The sequence below is a fragment of the Phytohabitans kaempferiae genome (assembly GCF_042433955.1).
GTDB classification, from domain to species: domain Bacteria; phylum Actinomycetota; class Actinomycetes; order Mycobacteriales; family Micromonosporaceae; genus Phytohabitans; species Phytohabitans kaempferiae.
Window position 1 is genome coordinate 57395 of sequence record NZ_JBHLUH010000013.1, and the last position, 18693, is coordinate 76087.

Below are 18693 nucleotides of genomic sequence, written 5' to 3' on the forward strand. Positions count from 1 at the left end.
GCGCACGGTAAGCTAGTCGATGCACTCGCGGATTGTGACCTCGGCAGGGAGCAGGTCCGCGGTCGGCGGACACATCTCGCGGATCATCGACGATGGCAGAGCTGTGCCCGACGGCCGGTCCGTGTGCGCAGCAGGTCCCCGCGACACCATCCGTTCGGAGCAACAGTCCACATGACGAGCAGCATCGAGGCCACCTCGAGCGCCAACAAGGTCACCGTCGACGACCTCGGGTCCGAGGAGGCGTTCCTCGCCGCGATCGACGAGACCATCAAGTACTTCAACGACGGCGACATTGTCGAAGGCACCGTCGTCAAGGTCGATCGGGACGAGGTCCTGCTCGACATCGGCTACAAGACCGAGGGCGTCATCCCCTCGCGCGAGTTGTCGATCAAGCATGACGTGGACCCCGCTGAGGTGGTGTCGGTCGGTGACCACATCGAGGCCCTGGTTCTCCAGAAGGAGGACAAGGAGGGCCGCCTGATCCTCTCGAAGAAGCGGGCGCAGTACGAGCGCGCCTGGGGCACGATCGAGAAGATCAAGGACGAGGACGGCGTCGTGCGCGGCTCCGTCATCGAGGTGGTCAAGGGCGGTCTCATCCTCGACATCGGGCTGCGCGGCTTCCTGCCGGCGTCGCTGGTGGAGATGCGGCGCGTGCGCGACCTCCAGCCCTACGTCGGTCGCGAGCTCGAGGCGAAGATCATCGAGCTGGACAAAAACCGCAACAACGTGGTTCTGTCTCGCCGCGCGTGGCTGGAGCAGACCCAGTCCGAGGTGCGCACCGAGTTCCTCAACAAGCTCCAGAAGGGCCAGGTCCGCAAGGGCGTGGTCTCCTCGATCGTCAACTTCGGCGCGTTCGTCGACCTTGGCGGCGTGGACGGTCTGGTGCACGTCTCCGAGCTGTCCTGGAAGCACATCGACCACCCCTCCGAGGTCGTCGAGGTGGGCCAGGAGGTGGAGGTCGAGGTCCTCGACGTCGACCTCGACCGCGAGCGGGTCTCGCTGTCGCTCAAGGCGACGCAGGAGGACCCGTGGCGCCAGTTCGCCCGCACCCACGCGATCCAGCAGATCGTGCCGGGCAAGGTGACCAAGCTGGTGCCGTTCGGCGCGTTCGTGCGGGTCGACGACGGCATCGAGGGCCTGGTCCACATCTCCGAGCTGGCCGAGCGCCACGTGGAGATCCCGGAGCAGGTGGTGCAGGTCGGCTCCGACGTGATGGTCAAGGTCATCGACATCGACCTCGAGCGTCGCCGGATCTCGCTGTCGCTCAAGCAGGCCAACGAGGGCTTCGTCGAGGGCGAGGAGCACTTCGACCCGACGCAGTACGGCATGGCCGCGACCTACGACGCCGAGGGCAACTACATCTACCCGGAGGGCTTCGACCCGGAGACGGGCGAGTGGCTCGAGGGCTTCGAGAAGCAGCGTGAGGAGTGGGAGCGGCAGTACGCCGAGGCCCGCCAGCGCTGGGAGGCCCACACCAAGCAGGTGCAGACGGCGCGTGCCGCCGACCTCGACGCCGCCGCGGCGCCCGCTTCGTCGGGTGCGGGCGGTGGCGGTGCCGCGCAGGCCACGGCCGCGCCGGCCCGTCAGGCCGAGGAGCCCGCGGGCACCCTGGCCACGGACGAGGCGCTCGCCGCTCTGCGCGAAAAGCTGGCCGGCGGCAAGTAAGGGATCGATTGAAAGACGGGCCCCGTCGCGCTTCGGCGCGGCGGGGCCCGTCCGCGTCTTCCGCCCGCCGCGTCGCGCCCCGAGTTGGCGCGGCCCGGCGCGGAGTCGGAGGTCGGGGTTGCCCGTCGTGCGCGAGGGCGGCGGTCCTCGGTGTCCGGAAAAGCGCCCGTCGAGCGGACCGGGCGGGGATGGAAGACTGGGCCTGTGCTGCAGATCGGGCTGACCGGGGGGATCGGGGCGGGCAAGAGCGCGGTGGCCGCCCGCCTCACCGAGCGAGGTGCCACCGTCATCGACTCCGACCGGCTGGCCCGTGAGGTGGTCGAGCCGGGCACCGACGGGCTGGCCGAGGTGGTCGCGGCGTTCGGCGACGAGGTGCTCGGTGCCGACGGCGCGCTCGACCGGCCGGCGCTCGGCGCGCGGGTCTTCGGCGACGACGGCGCGCGCCGACGGCTGGAGGCGATCATCCATCCCCGCGTACGCGAGCGCGGCAAGGAACTCCTCGCCGCCGTGGCGCCCGACGCGATCGTGGTCAACGACGTGCCGCTGCTGGTCGAGGTGGGGCTCGCGCCGACGTACCACCTGGTGATCGTGGTCGACGCGGCTGAGGCCACTCGCGTGGAGCGGCTGGTCCGCGACCGGGGGATGACGCCCGAGCAGGCGCACGCCCGCATCCGCGCGCAGGTGGGGGAGGAGGAGCGGCGGGCCGCCGCCGACTCGCTGCTGCGCAACGACTCCACGCTGGCCGACCTGCGTACGCGCGTGGACGCGCTGTGGCACGAGCGGCTGCGACCCTACGAGGAAAACGTCAGGCTCCAGCGCGTCCCCTGTCTGGGCGCGTCGACGTCGCCGGACGACTACCCCCGGATCGCCGCGCGGCTGGCCCACGTGCTGGGCACCGACCGGGTGAGCCTGGCGGGCGGCGTGGTGCGCGTGGAGACCGACCGGACGGAGGCGCTCGGCCCGGCCGGCTTCCCGCCGCTGCCGGACGGGCGGGGCTGGGGGAGCGCCGACCCCGGCCGCCCGGCGCGCATCACGGTCGCCGAGCCCTAGCTATTCGGGACGTGCGGGTCCGGGGCCGGCGCGGCCCCTGCCCTTACCGGGGGCGGCTGAGCGTGGGCACGTCGCCGGGCGTGATGTCGAGCTGGGCAAACGCGCCCATCCGGGTCCGCAGCTCCAGCCGCCGCACCACGCCGGTGCGGTCCATCCAGTAGCGGATCCGCGCCGCCCCGCGCGCGCCGCCGACGTCGGCGCCCTTGGCGATCTCGAACACGTTGACCGGGCCGCCGGCCAGCGTGTCCTTGCGCAGCCACAGGGCCACCTGCTTGAGCGCGTCGACGTCGTCCCGGCCGGTGCCGCTGACCGCGAGCGCCTCGTTGAGCAGCAGGTCGAGGTCGAGCCCGCCGAGTTCGTCGCCCCGCGCCGACCACGGGATGGTCTGCCAGTCGCCGGACGTCGGGGGGAGTGGGGGGAGCTTGCCGGCCTCGAAGCCGTCGTTGCGGACGGTCACGCCGGTGCGGTTCGCTCGCATGAGGACACGCTCGTCGGTCTTGTCCATGTCGTACGCGCCGATGTACGCCACCGTCTGCCGCCAGTCCAGCCAACCGTTCGCCAGCATCGTGCCGGCGGGGAGCATGGGTACGGTGAGCGTGATCTGGCCACCGCCCGCGGCCCGGTTGCGCTGGCGCATGAGGGCGAGCGCCTCGGCCTCGGCGTCGTTGACCTGGCGGGGCTTGGTGGTGCGCCCGCCGAAGGCGTCGATCGCCACGAGCTCGGGCCGCTTCTCGCGGGTGAGGTCCACCTTGACCGGCAGGTCCTTGCCGAGCAGCGCCTCGAAGCGGTGCAGGCGCGCGTCGCCGTCCAGCCAGTACCGCACCGCGCCGCCCATCGCCGCCAGCGAGTTGGGTCCGGGCGTGGGGGAGGCGGGGCCGACCGGCTGCGCCGACGCGCTCGCGGTGGCCGTCGGCGCGGGCGGCTTGGCTGTGGGCGTCGCGGTCGGCTTGGGCTGCGGGGGCAGGGCCGGGCCGAGCAGCACGTCGACGGGCAGGTCGGCGATCCGGTCGGTGCCGAGCCACCGCGAGTCGCTGCGCGCCAGCAGGTCGGCGTGGTCCGGCTTCTCGGCGGCGATCGCGAAGAGCAGCGCCACGAACGAGTCGATCGGCGCCGGCTGCGCGGCGGTCGCCGTCGACGGGCGGACCCGCCACTCCTTCGCCGGCGGCGTCTCCGGTGGCAGACCGCCGTCCGCCCGCCCCGGCCGCGTGGCGATTACTCCGGGTACGGCCTGGAGCAGCCCGTCGTCCGGTCCCGGCGTGGGCGCCGTGGCCGCGAGGTAGACAAGTGGCCGCCGCCAGTCGACCCAGCCCGCGAGCTTGATGTCGGCGCCCGGCTTGCCCAGCGTGGCGCGGATGCCGACCCGGGCGTCCTCGAAGTTGCGGGCGCGCATGCCGGCCAGCCGCTGCGCCTCGGTCGCCGAAAGCGGTCGGGCCTCGACCTGTTTCTCGACCGGCGTACACGAGACGAGGCCCGTGGTGAGCCCCGCGGCCGAGCCGGCGGCGACACAGACCAGGGCGGCGAGCGCGATGATCCGTCGCCGTTCGAAGCTTGCCTTCACGCGAGGTTGAACGCGCTGCCGTCAGATGGGTGACGTGTGCCGTTCCGGTCGGTTTGTTTCGATCGGTCGATCCGGCGGTGTGGGAGCGGCTCGCGGATCGGGCGTGTCGGCCGCCGCGTGAGTGCCCTTCCGCCCGGTGCACGCGGACATGCCGGCGCGCACCGGGAAGTCGATCCGCTGTGGAAAGAATGGGGCGCTCGCGGCGGCCGGTCAGCGCGTCCTGCGCGACCGCGTCGGGTGCGCTCACCGGCGAGCTGCCGGGGCTGCGACCCTGCGCCGGGTCTGACCGGCCGGTGTGGAGGCCCGATCATGTGCCCGGTCGGCCGCCGCGAGCGGCCTACCCCTAAGACGGTAGCGCGGTGATCTTTCCCACACAACGCCAATATCGAAGTTGATCGCACCTGAAACGGTCTCCCCGGCGGGTTGTCACACCGTCGGCGTACGGTTTAGCGCATGGGTCTCGACATCCCGCGACTCGACGGCCGCTTCCAGGTCGTCAGCGACTACAAGCCGTCCGGCGACCAGCCGGCAGCCATCGACGAGCTTGAGCGTCGAGTGCGCCGCGGCGACCGCCACACGGTGCTCATGGGCGCCACCGGCACGGGCAAGAGCGCGACCACCGCGTGGCTGGTCGAGCGGATGCAGCGCCCGACGCTGGTGCTCGCCCACAACAAGACGCTGTGTGCGCAGCTCGCCAAGGAGTTTCGGGAGCTGATGCCGCACAACGCGGTGGAGTACTTCGTCTCCTACTACGACTACTACCAGCCCGAGGCGTACATCCCGCAGACGGACACATACATCGAAAAGGATTCCTCGGTCAACGAGGAGGTCGAGCGGCTGCGCCACTCGGCCACGATGTCGCTGCTCACCCGCCGCGACGTGATCGTGGTGGCCACCGTCTCCGCGATCTACGGGCTGGGCACCCCGTCCGAATACCTCGACCGCTCGGTGCGCGTGCGGGCCGGCGAGGAGATCGACCGCGACAAGCTGCTGCGCCGCCTCGTCGAGATTCAGTACACGCGAAACGACATGTCGTTCAGCCGGGGCACGTTCCGGGTTCGCGGCGACACGCTCGAGATCATCCCCGCCTACGAGGAGCTGGCCGTCCGGATCGAGCTCTTCGGCGACGAGGTGGAGAAGCTGTACTACCTGCACCCGCTGACCGGCGAGGTGATCAAGGAGGTCGACCAGCTGCTCATCTTCCCGGCCACGCACTACGCGGCCGGGCCGGAGCGGATGGAGCGGGCGCTGCGCGGCATCGAGGCCGAGCTCGCCGAGCGCCTCGCCGAGCTGGAGCGGCAGGGCAAGCTGCTGGAGGCGCAGCGGCTGCGCATGCGCACGACGTACGACATCGAGATGATGCGCCAGGTCGGCTTCTGCAACGGCATCGAAAACTACTCGATGCACATCGACGGCCGGTCGCACGGTGACCCGCCGCACTGCCTCCTCGACTACTTCCCCGACGACTTCATGACGGTGATCGACGAGTCACACCAGACGATCCCGCAGATCGGCGCGATGTACGAGGGCGATGCCTCGCGCAAGCGGCTGCTGATCGAGCACGGCTTCCGGCTGCCGAGCGCGGCCGACAACCGACCGCTGCGGTTCGACGAGTTCCTGGAGCGAGTGGGGCAGATGGTGTTCCTGTCCGCGACGCCGGGGCCGTGGGAGCTGCAACACTCCAGCGGCGAGTTCGTCGAGCAGGTGATCCGCCCGACCGGCCTGGTCGACCCCGAGGTCATGATCAAGCCGACCAAGGGGCAGATCGACGACCTCATGCACGAGATCCAAGTGCGCGCCGAGCGCGACGAGCGGGTCCTGGTCACGACGCTGACCAAGAAGATGGCCGAAGACCTGACCGACTACCTGCTGGAGCACGGCATCCGCGTGCGCTACCTGCACTCCGAAGTGGACACGCTGCGCCGGGTCGAGCTGCTGCGCGAGCTGCGCAAGGGTGAGTACGACGTGCTCGTCGGCATCAACCTGCTGCGCGAGGGTCTCGACCTGCCCGAGGTGTCGCTGGTGGCGATCCTCGACGCCGACAAGGAGGGCTTCCTGCGCAGCGGCACCTCGCTGATCCAGACGATCGGCCGCGCCGCGCGAAACGTCTCCGGCCAGGTCCACATGTACGCCGACAAGATCACGCCATCGATGGCCAGCGCGATCGACGAGACCAACCGGCGGCGGGCCAAGCAGGTGGCCTACAACGAGGCCAACGGCATCTCGCCCGAGCCGCTGCGCAAGAAGATCCACGACATCCTCGACGACATCTACCGCGAGGCCGACGACACCGAGGGCGCGCTCGGCGGCCACGGCCCGGGCGGTCACGTCGTCGGCGGCTCGGGGCGGCAGATGACGCGCGGCAAGGCGCCGGTGAAGGAGACCCGGTCGCGGGGCAGGGCGGCGACCCCGTCCCGCGAGGGCATGGCCCGCGCCGACCTCGCCCAGCTCATCCAGGATCTCAACGACCAGATGCTGGCGGCCGCCCGCGAGCTCCAGTTCGAGCTCGCCGCCCGCATCCGCGACGAGGTGCACGAGCTGAAGAAGGAGCTGCGCGGGATGGACGCGGCCGGGGTCAAGTAGCCGTGGGCGTGACGTTCACGATCGGGCGGCCGGAGCCCCGGTTGCGCCCGATCGTCGGCCGCTACACCGGCTACGAGGAGCGCGTGGCGGGCGTGGAGTGCCGCCGCGAGCTGCCCGGCTCCAAGGCGGTGTTCCTCGTCGGCTGGGGCGACCCGCTCGACGTGGCCCATCCCCGGGCGCCCGGCTCGGCGGCGACCGGCGTGACGTCGTTCACCGGCGGCCTCTTCGACGCGTACGCCGAGACCACCTTCACCGGCGTCGGCCGCGGCGTGCAGTTGATGCTCGACCCGTTCGACGCCGGCCGCCTCTTCGGCCTGCCGATCGGCGAGCTGGCCAACCGCGTGGTGCCGCTCGACGTCCTGCCCGGCGGCTGGGCGCGTGACCTCGCCGCCCGCCTGGCCGAGGCGCCCGGCTGGCCGAGCCGCTTCGCGCTGCTCGACGCCGCGTTCGTCGCCCGCCTCGCCGACGCGCCCTCGCCCGACCGCCGGGTCGAGTGGGCGTGGCGCCGGCTGTGCCGCTCACATGGCCGGGTCGCCGTCGGCACGCTCGCCGCCGAGGTGGGCTGGAGCCGGCGGCACCTCGCCGCGTCGTTCCGCAGAGAGCTCGGCCTGACCCCGAAGGTGGCGGCGCGGGTCCTCCGCTTCGCCCACGCGTACGCGGTGGCGTCCTCACCGTCGCGGGCGCCCGGCGGCGGTGCCGGGGCGGGCGGCGAGGGCTGGGCGGGCGTGGCCGCGGCGTGCGGATACCACGACCAGGCGCATCTGATCCGCGACTTCCGGAAGTTCGCCGGCACGACGCCCGGTCGCATTTCTACAATCCGGCCCGAGCACGCCGGGTAAGACTGAGCACATGCGAAGCATCTACCCGACCTTCCGGTACACCGACGCCAAGGCCGCCATCGACTGGCTGGTCACCGCGTTCGGGTTCGAGGTCACCACGGTTCACGAGGCGCCCGACGGGACGGTCGCGCACGCCGAGCTGACATACGCCACCGGCATGATCATGATCGGCCAACGCAAGGACGCGCCCGCGGGCATCCCGGACGCCGACGACTGGCGCGTCTACGTGGCGGTGGACGACGTCGACGCCCACCACGCCCGCGCGGTCGCGGCCGGCGCCGAGGTGGTGATGCCACTGACCGACCAGCCGTACGGCTCGCGGGAGTACGGCGCACGTGACATCGAGGGCAATCCCTGGTCCTTCGGCACGTACCGCCCGTAGTGGACGAAGCGGTGGGCCTGTCACCAGGCAGGGCGCGCTCCGGATGGCGACGGGAAATTCGGACGCGCGGTGACCGGGCCTCGCCGTAGGGTCAGGGCGTGCGTGAAGGGGAGTTGAGCTGGGGCCCGCTGGACGGTGACGGCGACCGGGATGCGGTGGCCGCGTTGGCCGAGCGGTGCCACGCGGCAGACGGGGGCATGCCGGAGGTCACCATCAGCCGGTTCACGGCCGACGGCGCGATCACGGCCGACGGCGCGATCACGGCGGGCGGTCGCACGGCGACGGGGGTGCTGGTCGCGGCTGCCACGGTCCGCCGCCTCGCCTCGGGCGCGGCGGTGCTCGGCGTCGTCGACCCGGCCCACCGCGGTCGGGGCGTGGGCGGCGGGCTGCTCGACTGGGGCCTCGCCACCGCCGCGGCGGTGCTGGCCGGCGATCCCGCGCCCGCCTCGGGCGCTGCGGTGCCCGCCACCGCCGCGGTCCTGGCCGGCGATCCCGCGCTTGCCACCGCTGCGGCGCCCGTCACCGCTGCGGCGCCCACCGCGGCAGCCCTGGCGCCCGCCCCGAGCGGCCCCGCCGGCTCCGCGACGGCCGGGGCCGGGTCCGCCGTGCCGCCGGGCGCCGGTGTGCCCCCGGTGTCCGCTGTGACCGTCGAGACCGAGGCGCTGACCGAGGCGGCGGAGCGGCTGTTCGCCAGCCGGGGGTTGCGGCAGACGTTCGCGGAGGACGTGATGCGCTTCGACCTCGCCTCCGCCCCGCTGCCGGAGGTCCCGCTGCCGCCAGATGTGGTGGCGCGCGAGTGGACGTCCGACATCGCGGCGCGCTTCTTCGCCGTGTACGACGCGTCGTTCCGTGACCGGCCCGGCTTTCCCGGCTGGCCGGCCGAGCGGTGGGTCGAGTGGACGGCGGGCGACGACGAGTTTCGTCCACAGTGGTCGCTGCTGGCCACCGGGCCGGACGGCGCGGACGTGGGCTTCGTCACCTGCGCGGAGGGGTGGATCGTCCAGGTCGGCGTGGTGCCGTCGTGGCGGGGGCGGGGCGTCGGCGCCGGCCTGGTGGCCGAGGCGCTGCGCCGGATGCGCGCGGACGGCGCGGGCCAGGCGCTGCTCGACGTCAATGTGGACAACCCGGCTGGGCGGCTCTACACGCGGCTGGGCTTCGCGGTGCTCGGCCGGCGGGCGAAGTTCCAGCGGCCTGGCTAGGACGCGGAGGGCGAGGCCGCGGGAGCGGCGGTATCGACCACGGCGGACGTCGCGGTAGCCCGGATCTGTCTCTTGAACCGGATCCGCGCGGCCAGCAGGCGCTGGCGAAGGCCGCCGGTGGTCACCGGGCGGTGAGGGTTTCGTAGGCGGCCGCGAAGCGCTCGGCGGCCGCGTCGACGCCCTGCCGGTCGCCCGTCGCGAGCAGGTCGAGCAGCAGCCCGCGCATCACGGCGACGCCCAGGCGGGCGTCGGCGCGGGCCACCTCCTCGGGCACGCCGCGGTCGCGGGCGAACCGCACCGCCGGCTCCAGCCACGACTCCACGATCCCCTCCAGCAGGGGGAGGGCGTGGGTGCGGCCCTGGAGCGCCTGGCCGTACACCTCGAAGAAGAGGCGCTCGTGCGGTGCCAGCGCCGGATCGGCGAAGCGGCGCCACATGCGGCGGATCGCGTCGCCCGGGCTGACCGCCTCGTCGGGCCCCAGCCCGGCGAAGGCCTCGCGCTGGCGCCGCTCGACCGCCCGGATCACCTCGACCAGCAGCCCTTCCTTCGAGCCGAAGTGGTAGATGAGCATGCGGTGGCTGGTGCCGAGCGCGGCCGCCAGCTGGCGCAGGCTGAGGTCGCTGAGCCCGTGGGCGGCGAGGTGGTCGACGGCGGCATCGAGGAGGCGCTGCCGGGGCTCGGACATGTACCATATGGTACATGCGTGTGCAGGACATCGATGTGACGGCGCGCTCGCAGGCGGACGCCGACGCGCTGTACCGGCTGCTCGCCTCCGGCGCCACCTGGCCCACCTGGTCCGGGCTGGGCTCGTTCGAGCTGGAGCGGGCGGACGCGGCGGGGGGTGAGGGGGTCGGCGCGATCCGGGTCTTCCGGACGTGGCCGTTCACCAACCGCGAGGAGATCGTCGAGGCGGTGCCGGGGCGGCGGTTCAGCTACCGGCTGCTGTCGGGCATGGCGATCCGCGACTACCGGGCCGACGTCGACCTCACGCCGGACGGGGCGGGGACGCTGATCCGGTGGCACTCCACGTTCACGGCGGAGCGGCGCGGGACGGGCTGGTTCTACCGGTTGTTCCTCGGCTCCTTCATCAAGGGGTGCGCGCGGGGCCTCGCGAAGGCCGCCGCGAGCCCGGCGGCCCAGCCCGAGCACCACTGACCGCCGCGGCGGCGCTCCAGCTCGTACTCCGCCGTGCCGTACCCCGCACTCGCTGTCGGCGCCCCGGCCAGCGCGGCCGGGCCGGTGCACTCCGGCGCGTCCGGTCCTGCCGCCGCACGGGTCAGCGGGACGCCACGCGTTGGTCCACAATGGCCAGTGTGGGTTACGACCTGCACATCAGCCGGGCGTTGTTCTGGTCCTACGGCAAGCGTTATCCGATCATGGAGCGAGAGTTCGCCGACCTGATCGAGCGCGAGCCGGACCTGTGGTTCGAGCCCGACCGCAAGGGCACGCGTCCGGCGTTCGTGGGCGAGGGCGGCGACGACCGGATCGCGGGCCTGCCGGTCCCGCTCGGCCTGCGGCACTTCGGCTGGCACAGCGGGACCGAGGGCGCCGACGGCGGCGAGAGCGAATGGCTGCACGTGTCAAACGGGCAGATCCAGAGCACGTGGCCCGGCGAGGCACTGATCCGGCGGATGGCCGCGCTCGCGCGGAGCCTCGACGCCTGGCTGATGGGGGACGACTGCGAGCTGTACGTGGCCGCCCCCGACGGCACGGTCACCGCCCGGGAGCGCACGCCCGACGACCTTCATCCGGCGCTCGGTGTGCACCCCCGCCGCTTCCTCACCCGTCACGCGCGTCCGATCCCCGTCGCCGAGTGGTGGGCGCTCGTGGCGGGGCAGCCGGACTTCCGGGTCGACGAGCGGATCGAGGCGCTACTCCCGTCAGGGTGGCGCCTGATCACCTGCCCGCCGGTCGCGCACTGGACCGGTCACCCTTCGGGGCGGCCGGTGCCGTTCTTCCACGAGGGTGACGGTTACGTGGAGGTGGCGCACGTCGACCCGGTCACCAGGAGCCGGATGGTGGAGCTGGCGGCGCTGCTCGACGCCGGCGTGCACGACGACTGACGCGAGGGGCCTCAGGCCGGTACGTCGATGAAGTGCTCGACCGTCGGCGGCGCCGCGAAGTAGGGGCCGATCAACGACCGCCACGTCGTGTAACGCTCGCTGGCGCGGAAGTTGTCCACGTGCGCCTCGACCGAGTCCCACTCCACGAGGAGCACGAAACGCGAGGGCGACTCGATGCCGCGGGTCATCCGCACCGAGCGGCAGCCGGGCGTGGTGGCCAGGACGGCGTGACCCTTCGCGTACGCGGCGGCGAAGTCGTCCTCCTGCCCGGGGTTGACCTCGATCAATGCGACTTCCAGCACCATGCGAGCAGCCTACAACGCCTAGCCTCCTAGGAAGCTTGAGTGAGCGTGCTACGACTCGCATCACACTGGGGTGTGGGTGTTCCAAAGCCGGGCTGATGGTGGATGATGGAGGGCGTAGGAGGGGAGTATTCCCCCGCGACTTTGTCGTCAACACGGTCGTCGCCGGCCCACCCGGTCGACCCGGCATTGTCGGTCGCCACTCCATCGGCACGGTCCGGGGCGGCGGAAGAGACCTCCGACAGAGTTCACATCGCTTCGTCCATGACGGGGCGATGTCGTATGTCTGCCGGAGGTTTAATTGGACGTGTCCACAGGAGTGTGGGTCGTCACCCTGGTCGTGCTCATCGCGGTGCTCGCCGCCGACCTGCTGATCATCGGGCGGCGACCGCATGAGCCGAGCATCAAAGAGTCCACCATCTGGGTGAGCTTCTACGTCGCCCTCGCGCTGCTCTTCGGAGTCGGCGTCTGGATCACGAGCGGCGGCACCATCGCCGGCGAGTTCTACGCCGGCTGGCTGACGGAGTACAGCCTCTCGGTCGACAACCTGTTCGTCTTCGTGATCATCATGAGCCGCTTCGCCGTGCCCCGGAAGTACCAGCAGGAAGTGCTGCTCATCGGCATCATCCTGGCGCTGGTGATGCGGGGCGCCTTCATCGCGGCGGGCGCGGCGCTCATCTCCCAGTTCGCCTGGGTCTTCTACATCTTCGGCGCGTTCCTGATCTACACCGCCATCAACTTCGCCCGGCAGGGTGAGATGGCGGAGCAGGACTACAAGGAAAACGTGGTCATCCGGTACGCCAGGCGGGCCCTGCGCGTCTCGCCCGACTACGGCAACGGGCGCTTCACGACGATCAACAGCAAGGGGCGGCGGATGTTCACCCCGCTGCTGCTGGTGATGATCGCGATCGGCACCACCGACCTGATCTTCGCGCTCGACTCGATCCCGGCCATCTTCGGCATCACCGAGGAGCCCTACCTGGTCTTCACGGCCAACGTGTTCGCGCTGATGGGCCTCCGCCAGCTCTACTTCCTGCTCGGCGGCCTGCTGGAGCGGCTGGTCTACCTGTCGATCGGCCTGTCGGTGATCCTCGGCTTCATCGGCGTGAAGTTGGTGCTCGAGGCGCTGGCCGACAACAACGTGCCGTTCATCAACGGTGGCGAGCACGTCCAGTGGGCCCCGCACGTGCCGATCTGGCTGTCGCTGGCCGTCATCATCGGCACGCTCATCGTCGCCACGGTGGCGAGCCTCATCAAGTCGTCGCGCGAGAGCAAGAAGGAGCTGGTGGGCGCCGAGCACTGAGGCACGCTGGGGCGTCGCGGTCGTCCGCGGCGCCCGCTCGGTGGGCCGCGACACGGCGGGTCGTCCAGACGGCGTCGCGGCTCCCCGCTTCGCATAGTGTGGTCCGATGCGGGAAACGGCCGAAGAACTCCACCAGCTCCAGACCCTGCTCGACGCCTCCCTGTCCCGTTCCACCAGCCATCTCCGCTCGATCGTCGGCGAGCGCGCCATCGCCGCGGAGCAGCTCACCCAGATCCTGACCGGCATGTGCACGCTCGCGCTGTCCACCGTGACGGCGAAGGGCGAGCCCCGGATCAGCGGCGTGGACGGGCACTTCCTGCACGGCAAGTGGCACTTCGGCACGGCACGCGGCGCCGCCAAGGCCCGCCACCTCGCCGCCCGCCCGGCCGCCAGCGTCGCGTACATGCGCGGCGAGGAGCTGGGCGTGTTCACCCACGGCACCGTGGAGGTCCTCAACCCCGCCGCGGGCGAGCCGGCCGCGGACTGGCCGGACCTGCTCGCGTACTTCAAGGGCTTCTACGGCGACAACGCCTTCGACTGGGACAACGACGTGGTCTACTACCGGCTGCATCCGCACTGGATGACCGTCTACGCCTCCAACGTGGCGAAGCTCATCGCCAAGTGAAAGAGCGGATCTGAGCTACCGCGATGTCCGCGGTGCTCGATGCCGCTGCTCCCGCGGCCTCACCCTCCGCGTCCAGGACCCGACGACGCGACCGTCGGCGGTCCGCTGTGGCAATGTCGGGGACATAGCCCCTGCGGCCCGGTTTGAAAGGGCTATGTCCCCGACAACGCCGCATGCGCCCGCCGGGCCAGGCGCGGCGACCCGCCCGGCCCCAGCGTCCACGCCACGAGCCGCGCGTGTGGCGTCTCCGCGGAGGTTGGGCGCACCGGTGCGCCCAGCTCGACAGCTTCTCCAGAGAGAGCTTCCGGGGTCAGGGTCTCGGGCCCGTCCACGCTCTTCCGGCAGTTTCGTCAGATGTTTCCGGGCAACAGGCCCTGGCCGGCCACCACTCGGTGCGCGGCCACCAGGGTCGCGGCGCGTTCGTCGGTCAGGCGCTCCTCCACCACCAGCCGCTGGCGGTAGCACGCGTGCAGCATGTGCCGGGGTCCCCGATCGGAGACGAAGCCCACGTGGTGCACGGGTCGTCCGGGGCGGGCGAAGAAGTACAGGTCGCCGGGCTGCTCGGTGCCGGGCGGCAGGGGTGCGGTGGCCGCCGCCTGGTCGCTGGCGTCGCGGGGGAGCCGCACGCCGAAGCGGCGCCACGCCATGTGTACGAGCCCGGAGCAGTCGATGCCGTGGCCGGACATGCCGCCCCACACGTACACGGCGTCGCGCAGTCGCCGGGCCAGCGCGAGCACGTCGACCGGCGCGACCGCGGCGGGGAGGGGCACCAGCTCGGCCGCAGGCGCCCACAGTGGACGGTCGTATCCCGGGACGCGCAGTGGCCGCCATCCTTCCTCGGTGGGGCCGGCCGAGGGCAGGCGCGTGCCGAGCACCACGCCGGGCAGCACGACCCGCCCGGCGGGCGCGTTGCGCAGCGCGGTCCCGGTCGCGTCGACCACCAGCATGGCGACGTCCGAAGAGGACAGCGCTGGCGTGGCGACGTCCGGCGAGGACAGCGCTGGCGTGGCAGCCGGGAACGGGCCGAATGCCAACTGCGCCGCCGGCAGCCAGCCGGGATAGCCGCGCGGGTCGAGGCGGGCGGCCGGCTGCTCGACGGCGACGACGCGGGCCCAGCCGTCCGCGCGTACCTCCTCGACCAGCACGCGTTCGCCCAGCACGAGTTGACTGACCACACAGTCGCCGACCCGCTGATCTTCGTCCATCCTGGACACCCAGGCCCCGACGTCGGCGCGGGGAGCGAGGGCGGGCGCGTCGACGGGGCGTACGGCCGCCGGGTCGGACCACAGCGTCGCGACCGGGGCCGCGACGAAACCAACTGCCGGCTCAGCCACCATCCCCGGATATTATCTTCAAGCCGAGCCCCGGTGCGTCCGGCAGGACCACCTGCGCGCCCTCGTACCGGATGCCGCCCTCGACCGGCGACGAGGCGAGCCACCAGGCGGCGTCGAGGTCGGCGGTGGCCGTGGTGCCGTAGGCGGCGACCAGGCTCGCGGCCGCGCCGATGCCGACCGGGCTCTCCATCATCGAGCCGACGACCGTGCCCATCCCGTGTGCGGCGGCCAACTCCAGCAGCGTGCCCGCCGGGCCGAGGCCGCCGCACTTGGCCAGCTTCACGTTGACCATGTCGGCCGCCCGGCGGCGGATCACCTCGACGAGGTCGCGCACGCCGTACACCGCCTCGTCGGCCAGGATCGGCACCGACACGCGCTCGCTCACCCACGCCAGCCCGTCGAGGTCCCACGCCGGCACCGGCTGCTCGACCAGCTCGACGTCGAGCCCCGCGTCCTCGATGCCCCGGATCACGCGCACCGCCTCGCGCGGCGTCCACCCCTGGTTGGCGTCGAGGCGGATGCGCGCCTGCGGGCCGGCGGCCGCGCGCACCTCGCGTACGCGGTGGATGTCGCCCGCGGCGTCGAGCCCCACCTTGAGCTTGAGCACCGCGAACCCCTCGGCCACGCGGTCCCGGGCCGCCGCGGCGAGGGCGTCGGCATCGCCGGCGGAGAGCGTGACGTCCGTCGGTACGCGGGCCGCCGTCCCGCCGAGGAGGCGCGCCAGGGGTACGCCGAGCCGGCGCGCGGCCAGGTCGTGCAGCGCCGTGTCGACGGCGGCCTTCGCGGCCTCGTTGCCGGCGACCGCGCGCCGCACCTCGGCGAGGCGCGCCCGCAGGTCGTCGGGGTCGCGGCCGGTGAGCAGCGGCCCGAGGATCTCCCGCACGCACGCCTCGCTGCCCGGCACCGAGGCGCCGGTGACCTGCCACACCTGCGGCGCCTCGCCGTATCCCGACCGCCCGTCCGCGTCGACGACCTCCACGACCAGCGTCTCGACGGTGGTGGCGCGGCGCAGCGCGGTGACGAACGGCGTGTGCAGCGGCGCCGACAGCCGGTGTGTGCGGACCTCCGCGATCATCGGATCGACCAGGCCCAGGCGGAGACCCGCGCGACCAGCCCGCATGCCTCGGCGTCGGGCAGGTCGGTGGAGGTGCAGACGGCGATCGCGTACGGCGGGGCGTCGTCCGGAAAGACCACGCCGGCGCCGTGGCGTACCCCGTCGACCCAGCCGTTCTTGTGCGCGACGCGCGTGCCGGAGGGGAGACCGGCGGCGAGGTCTTCGCCGCGTTCCTGGCGCAGGAGCGTGTCGACCATCGGCTCCGGCGGGCCGAGCGCGCCGGTGGCGATCGCGGTGAAGAGGGCGGCGAGGTCGGCGGCGGTGACCAGGTTGTCGAGGCCGGCCGTGCGGGCGGCGTGGTCTTCGATGCCGCGGGACGTCACGCTGTGCCGCGCGCCGGCCAGCGCCCACACCTGGCCGACCGCGTCGAGCCCCACGTGGCCGAGCACGATGTTGGTCGCGAGGTTGCTCGACCTGGTGATCATGTGCTCGGCCAGCCAGCCCAGCGGCGCGGTGCCGCCGACCCGGGTCCACACCTCCTTGTCGCTGTCGTACGACGGGTCGCAGCCGAACAGCCCGCCCGCCGCCGAGGCGAAGACGTTGTGCACCGGGACCTCGGCGTCGAGGTCGGCGCCGGAGCGGTGCAGTGCCGCCAGCACCGCCGCCTTCATGGTGCTGGCGGCGTAGTGCGTGGCGTCCGGCAGGCGGGCGTACCGGGCCGGCCCGTCGAGTGGTCCGATGTAGACGGAGACGGTGCCGGGCACGCCGTCCAGGAAGCTAACTGGCATGCTTGCGACGGGCCGTCTCCCGGGCCCGCTGCGTGGCGTCGAGCGTGACCTTCCGCAGGCGCACGGCCACCGGTGTCACCTCCACGCACTCGTCTTCGCGGCAGAACTCCAGCGCCTGCTCCAGCGAGAGCTTGCGCGGCGGGATCACCTTCTCGGTCTCCTCGGAGGTGGAGGCGCGCATGTTGGTGAGCTTCTTCTCCTTGGTGATGTTGACGTCCATGTCGTCGGAGCGGGAGTTTTCCCCGACGATCATGCCCTCGTACACCTCTGTGGAGGGCTCGACGAAGAGCGTGCCCCGCTCCTGGAGGTTGAGCATCGCGAAGGCGGTGACCGCGCCCGTCCGGTCGGCCACGAGCGAGCCGGTGTTGCGCGTGCGCAGCTCACCGGCCCACGGCTCGTACGACTCGAAGACGTGGTGCAGGATGCCGGTGCCCCGCGTGTCGGTGAGGAACTCGGTGCGGAAGCCGATCAGCCCGCGCGCCGGCACCAGCCACTCCATCCGGATCCAGCCGGTGCCGTGGTTGACGAGCTGCTCCATGCGGCCCTTGCGAGTGGCGAGGAGCTGCGTGATCGCGCCGAGGTGCTCGTCGGGGGCGTCGATGGTGAGCCGCTCCACCGGCTCGTACGTCTTCCCGTCGACGACCCGGGTCACCACCTGCGGCTTGCCGACCGTCAGCTCGTACTGCTCACGGCGCATCTGCTCGACCAGGATGGCCAGCGCCAGCTCGCCGCGGCCCTGCACCTCCCAGGCGTCCGGGCGGTCGGTGGGGAGCACGCGGAGCGAGACGTTGCCGATCAGCTCGCGGTCGAGGCGGTCCTTCACCATGCGGGCGGTGACCTTGGCGCCCTTGACCCGCCCCACGAGCGGCGAGGTGTTGGTGCCGATGGTCATCGAGATGGCCGGCTCGTCGACGGTGATGCGGGGGAGCGGCACGGGGTTGTCCGCGTCGGCGAGCGTGTCGCCGATCATGATCTCCGGGATGCCGGCGACCGCGATGATGTCGCCCGGCCCGGCCTCCTCGGCGGGCTTGCGCTCCAGCCCGTCGGTCATCAGCAGCTCGGAGATGCGCACGCGCTCCTCGGCACCGCCCTCGCGGCACCAGACCACCGTCTGTCCCTTGCGGATGGTGCCCTGGCGCACGCGGCACAGCGCCAGCCGGCCGAGGAACGGGGAGGCGTCGAGGTTGGTGACGTGGGCCTGGAGCGGCGCGTCCTCGTCGTACGCCGGGGCGGGGATCGTGTCGAGCAGCGTCTGGAAGAGCGGCTGGAGGTCGGGCGAGTCGGGCATCGCGCCGTCGGCCGGCTGCTGGAGCGAGGCGAGGCCGTCGCGGGCGCAGGCGTACACGATCGGGAAGTCGATCTGGCTCTCGTCGGCGTCGAGGTCGAGGAAGAGCTCGTACGTGTCGTCGACCACTTCCTTGATCCGCGCGTCGGGGCGGTCGACCTTGTTGATCACCAGGATGATCGGCAGGCGGGCCTTGAGCGCCTTGCGGAGCACGAAGCGGGTCTGCGGCAGCGGGCCCTCGCTCGCGTCGACCAGCAGGACCACACCGTCGACCATGGTGAGCCCGCGCTCCACCTCGCCGCCGAAGTCGGCGTGACCGGGCGTGTCGATGATGTTGATCGTGACGGGGTCTCCGTCGGCGGGGACATAGCGAACGGCCGTGTTCTTGGCCAGGATCGTGATGCCCTTCTCCCGCTCCAGGTCCATCGAGTCCATCACCCGGTCGGCCACCTCGCCCCGGGTGTGGAGGGCCCCGGCCTGCCGCAGCATGGCGTCGACCAGGGTCGTCTTGCCGTGGTCGACGTGGGCGATGATCGCGACGTTACGGAGGTCCGAGCGGGTCTGCATGACGCCATTCTCCCGTGCCTGTGATCATCCTGTGGAGCCGGGGGCCGACCCGCGACGCCACTGTGACACTCGCCTGGCATGCTGTCGGCGTGTTCC

Annotated in this window: 17 protein-coding genes; 10 read left to right on the forward strand and 7 right to left on the reverse strand. The window is 72.2% G+C overall.

Features of this window, described 5'->3' with window-relative positions:
- Positions 1-171: 171 nt before the first annotated feature.
- Together rpsA and coaE are read left to right on the forward strand one after the other, a co-directional pair.
- The gene (gene rpsA, locus ACFFIA_RS11975; protein ID WP_377249843.1) at positions 172-1665 is read left to right on the forward strand and encodes a 30S ribosomal protein S1; all 1494 of its coding nucleotides are present in this window, start codon (positions 172-174) and stop codon (positions 1663-1665) included.
- 204 nt (positions 1666-1869) lie between these two features.
- The gene (gene coaE / locus ACFFIA_RS11980) at positions 1870-2715 is read left to right on the forward strand and encodes a dephospho-CoA kinase (protein ID WP_377249845.1); all 846 of its coding nucleotides are present in this window, start codon (positions 1870-1872) and stop codon (positions 2713-2715) included.
- 43 nt (positions 2716-2758) lie between these two features.
- Here the strand turns inward: coaE and ACFFIA_RS11985 are convergent, their stop codons facing one another.
- A complete protein-coding gene (locus tag ACFFIA_RS11985) occupies positions 2759-4273 on the reverse strand; it encodes a hypothetical protein (protein ID WP_377249848.1) in 1515 nt (504 codons plus the stop codon).
- A 453-nt stretch (positions 4274-4726) separates the two neighbouring features.
- On the opposite strand from ACFFIA_RS11985, the gene uvrB reads away from it, so the two are divergent.
- From uvrB to ACFFIA_RS12005, 4 genes are all read left to right on the forward strand, one after another.
- A complete protein-coding gene (gene uvrB, locus ACFFIA_RS11990) occupies positions 4727-6856 on the forward strand; it encodes an excinuclease ABC subunit UvrB (RefSeq protein WP_377249851.1) in 2130 nt (709 codons plus the stop codon).
- Between the two features lie 8 nt (positions 6857-6864).
- The gene (locus ACFFIA_RS11995; RefSeq protein WP_377249854.1) at positions 6865-7695 is read left to right on the forward strand and encodes an AraC family transcriptional regulator; all 831 of its coding nucleotides are present in this window, start codon (positions 6865-6867) and stop codon (positions 7693-7695) included.
- A gap of 10 nt (positions 7696-7705) precedes the next feature.
- Positions 7706-8077: a VOC family protein gene (locus ACFFIA_RS12000; RefSeq protein ID WP_377249856.1), complete on the forward strand. Its 372-nt coding sequence runs from the start codon at positions 7706-7708 to the stop codon at positions 8075-8077.
- A gap of 98 nt (positions 8078-8175) precedes the next feature.
- Complete coding sequence (locus ACFFIA_RS12005) at positions 8176-9276, forward strand: GNAT family N-acetyltransferase (protein ID WP_377249858.1); 1101 nt, start codon at positions 8176-8178, stop codon at positions 9274-9276.
- A gap of 121 nt (positions 9277-9397) precedes the next feature.
- Here ACFFIA_RS12005 and ACFFIA_RS12010 read toward each other — a convergent pair whose 3' ends face one another.
- On the reverse strand, positions 9398-9961 hold the full coding sequence (locus ACFFIA_RS12010; RefSeq protein ID WP_377249860.1) for a TetR/AcrR family transcriptional regulator: 564 nt from the start codon (positions 9959-9961) through the stop codon (positions 9398-9400).
- 14 nt (positions 9962-9975) lie between these two features.
- On the opposite strand from ACFFIA_RS12010, the gene ACFFIA_RS12015 reads away from it, so the two are divergent.
- Together ACFFIA_RS12015 and ACFFIA_RS12020 are read left to right on the forward strand one after the other, a co-directional pair.
- Positions 9976-10431 carry an SRPBCC family protein gene (locus tag ACFFIA_RS12015; RefSeq protein ID WP_377249862.1) on the forward strand — a complete coding sequence of 152 codons (456 nt, stop codon included), beginning with the start codon at positions 9976-9978 and terminating at the stop codon, positions 10429-10431.
- Positions 10432-10589: 158 nt separating this feature from the next.
- Entirely contained in the window at positions 10590-11339 is a 750-nt protein-coding gene (locus tag ACFFIA_RS12020; RefSeq protein WP_377249865.1) for a hypothetical protein, read from the forward strand.
- A gap of 11 nt (positions 11340-11350) precedes the next feature.
- Here ACFFIA_RS12020 and ACFFIA_RS12025 read toward each other — a convergent pair whose 3' ends face one another.
- Positions 11351-11644 (reverse strand): antibiotic biosynthesis monooxygenase family protein, encoded by a 294-nt coding sequence (locus ACFFIA_RS12025; protein WP_377249867.1) that lies wholly within the window; start codon positions 11642-11644, stop codon positions 11351-11353.
- A 298-nt stretch (positions 11645-11942) separates the two neighbouring features.
- On the opposite strand from ACFFIA_RS12025, the gene ACFFIA_RS12030 reads away from it, so the two are divergent.
- Complete coding sequence (locus ACFFIA_RS12030; protein WP_377249869.1) at positions 11943-12944, forward strand: TerC family protein; 1002 nt, start codon at positions 11943-11945, stop codon at positions 12942-12944.
- Positions 12945-13050: 106 nt separating this feature from the next.
- Positions 13051-13569, forward strand: a complete 519-nt coding sequence (locus ACFFIA_RS12035) for a pyridoxamine 5'-phosphate oxidase family protein (RefSeq protein WP_377249871.1) — start codon at positions 13051-13053, stop codon at positions 13567-13569.
- Positions 13570-13919: 350 nt separating this feature from the next.
- Here ACFFIA_RS12035 and ACFFIA_RS12040 read toward each other — a convergent pair whose 3' ends face one another.
- From ACFFIA_RS12040 to typA, 4 genes are read right to left on the reverse strand one after another with little or no spacing between them, the layout of a single operon-like run.
- Positions 13920-14906: a C40 family peptidase gene (locus ACFFIA_RS12040; RefSeq protein ID WP_377249874.1), complete on the reverse strand. Its 987-nt coding sequence runs from the start codon at positions 14904-14906 to the stop codon at positions 13920-13922.
- Positions 14896-15978: a mandelate racemase/muconate lactonizing enzyme family protein gene (locus ACFFIA_RS12045; protein ID WP_377249877.1), complete on the reverse strand. Its 1083-nt coding sequence runs from the start codon at positions 15976-15978 to the stop codon at positions 14896-14898. Before ACFFIA_RS12045 ends, ACFFIA_RS12040 begins: the two co-directional genes overlap by 11 nt.
- Positions 15975-16745, reverse strand: coding sequence for a serine hydrolase (locus ACFFIA_RS12050; RefSeq protein WP_377249879.1), 771 nt, complete (start codon positions 16743-16745; stop codon positions 15975-15977). Before ACFFIA_RS12050 ends, ACFFIA_RS12045 begins: the two co-directional genes overlap by 4 nt.
- Positions 16735-18597 (reverse strand): translational GTPase TypA, encoded by a 1863-nt coding sequence (gene typA, locus ACFFIA_RS12055; RefSeq protein ID WP_377249881.1) that lies wholly within the window; start codon positions 18595-18597, stop codon positions 16735-16737. Before typA ends, ACFFIA_RS12050 begins: the two co-directional genes overlap by 11 nt.
- Positions 18598-18693 lie beyond the last annotated feature (96 nt).

Coding starts and splice junctions, on each gene's coding strand:
- rpsA (WP_377249843.1), top strand. CDS start 172: ATGACGAGCAGCATCGAGGCCACCTCGAGCGCCAACAAGGTCACCGTC.
- uvrB (WP_377249851.1), top strand. CDS start 4,727: ATGGGTCTCGACATCCCGCGACTCGACGGCCGCTTCCAGGTCGTCAGC.
- ACFFIA_RS12000 (WP_377249856.1), top strand. CDS start 7,706: ATGCGAAGCATCTACCCGACCTTCCGGTACACCGACGCCAAGGCCGCC.
- ACFFIA_RS12010 (WP_377249860.1), bottom strand. CDS start 9,961: ATGTCCGAGCCCCGGCAGCGCCTCCTCGATGCCGCCGTCGACCACCTC.
- ACFFIA_RS12015 (WP_377249862.1), top strand. CDS start 9,976: ATGCGTGTGCAGGACATCGATGTGACGGCGCGCTCGCAGGCGGACGCC.
- ACFFIA_RS12025 (WP_377249867.1), bottom strand. CDS start 11,644: ATGGTGCTGGAAGTCGCATTGATCGAGGTCAACCCCGGGCAGGAGGAC.
- ACFFIA_RS12035 (WP_377249871.1), top strand. CDS start 13,051: ATGCGGGAAACGGCCGAAGAACTCCACCAGCTCCAGACCCTGCTCGAC.
- ACFFIA_RS12040 (WP_377249874.1), bottom strand. CDS start 14,906: ATGGTGGCTGAGCCGGCAGTTGGTTTCGTCGCGGCCCCGGTCGCGACG.
- ACFFIA_RS12045 (WP_377249877.1), bottom strand. CDS start 15,978: ATGATCGCGGAGGTCCGCACACACCGGCTGTCGGCGCCGCTGCACACG.
- ACFFIA_RS12050 (WP_377249879.1), bottom strand. CDS start 16,745: ATGCCAGTTAGCTTCCTGGACGGCGTGCCCGGCACCGTCTCCGTCTAC.
- typA (WP_377249881.1), bottom strand. CDS start 18,597: ATGCAGACCCGCTCGGACCTCCGTAACGTCGCGATCATCGCCCACGTC.